Raw genomic sequence first — 1,633 nt, forward strand, 5'->3', positions numbered from 1 at the left:
GACCCGTTGCAGCGGTTGTTGCAGTTGTTCGAGGGGGTGTCGGCGGCGTCGAGTGCGGCGTCGAAGGCGGAGGAGTTGGCCGCGTTGCCGTTGGAGGAGCGGTTGAAGCGGCGGATCGTGGATGGGGAGCGGAAGGGTCTGGAGGCGGACCTGGACGAGGCGTTGGGGGTGCGTCCGGCGTTGGCGATCGTGAACGAGACGCTGCTGGACGGGATGAAGGTCGTGGGGGAGTTGTTCGGGTCGGGGCAGATGCAGTTGCCGTTCGTGTTGCAGTCGGCGGAGGTGATGAAGCAGGCGGTGGCGCATCTGGAGCCGCACATGGAGAAGTCCGACGACGAGGGCAAGGGCACGATCGTGTTGGCGACGGTGAAGGGGGATGTGCACGACATCGGGAAGAACCTGGTGGACATCATCTTGTCGAACAACGGGTACACGGTGGTGAATCTGGGGATCAAGCAGCCGGTGGCGGCGATCCTGGACGCGGCGCGGGAGCATCAGGCCGATGTGATCGGGATGTCGGGGCTGTTGGTGAAGTCGACGGTGATCATGAAGGAGAACCTTCAGGAGTTGAATCAGCGGGGGATGGCGGCGGATTTCCCGGTGATCCTGGGTGGGGCGGCGTTGACGCGGGCGTATGTGGAGCAGGATCTGCACGAGATCTATCAGGGTGAGGTGCGGTACGCGCGGGACGCGTTCGAGGGTCTGCGGTTGATGGACGCGTTGATCGCGGTGAAGCGGGGGGTGCCGGGGGCGGTGTTGCCGCAGTTGAAGCAGCGGCGGCATGCGCGGACCGAGGTGGTGGAGGTGGAGGAGCCGAATCTGGGTCAGGTGCGTTCGGATGTGGCGGTGGACAACCGGGTTCCGGAGCCTCCGTTCTGGGGGGATCGGATCGTGAAGGGGATTCCGTTCGCGGATTATGCGTCGTGGTTGGACGAGGACGCGTTGTTCAAGGGGCAGTGGGGTCTGAAGGCCGCGCGTGGTGGTGAGGGGCCTTCGTACGAGGAGTTGGTGGAGGAGCAGGGTCGTCCGCGGTTGCGGATGTGGTTGGACCGGTTGCAGACGCAGGGGTGGTTGGAGCCGGCGGTGGTGTACGGGTACTTCCCGGCGGCGTCCAAGGGTGATGACCTGATCGTGTTCGGTCAGGACGGTAGTGAGCGGACCCGGTTCACGTTCCCGCGGCAGCGGCGTGGGCGTCGGCTCTGTCTGGCGGACTTCTTCCGTCCGGAGGAGTCGGGGCAGAAGGACGTGTTGGGGTTGCAGATCGTGACGATGGGCAATCGGGTCTCGGAGGCGGCGAACGAGCTGTTCCAGGCGAACGCGTACCGGGACTACCTGGAGTTGCACGGTCTGTCGGTGCAGTTGGCGGAGGCGTTGGCGGAGTTCTGGCACGCGCGGGTGCGTTTCGAGTTGGGCTTCGGTGACGAGGACCCACAGGACGTGCGGGACATGTTCGCGCTCAAGTACCGCGGCGCGCGGTTCTCGCTGGGCTACGGCGCCTGCCCCGAACTCGAGGACCGGGCGAAGATCTCGGCGCTGCTGAAGCCGGAGCGGATCGGCGTGGTGCTCTCCGAGGAGTTCCAGCTCCACCCCGAGCAGTCCACCGACGCCATCGTCATCCACCACCCCGAGGCGA

1 protein-coding gene is annotated in these 1,633 nt (G+C 65.7%); it reads left to right on the forward strand.

Features of this window, described 5'->3' with window-relative positions; genetic code table 11:
- On the forward strand, positions 1-1,633 hold a 1,633-nt coding region (locus ABD323_RS40925), incomplete at both ends, for a vitamin B12 dependent-methionine synthase activation domain-containing protein (RefSeq protein WP_344447185.1).

Origin of the sequence: Kitasatospora nipponensis (genome assembly GCF_039528135.1) — a bacterium.
Classification (GTDB): Bacteria; Actinomycetota; Actinomycetes; order Streptomycetales; family Streptomycetaceae; genus Kitasatospora; species Kitasatospora nipponensis.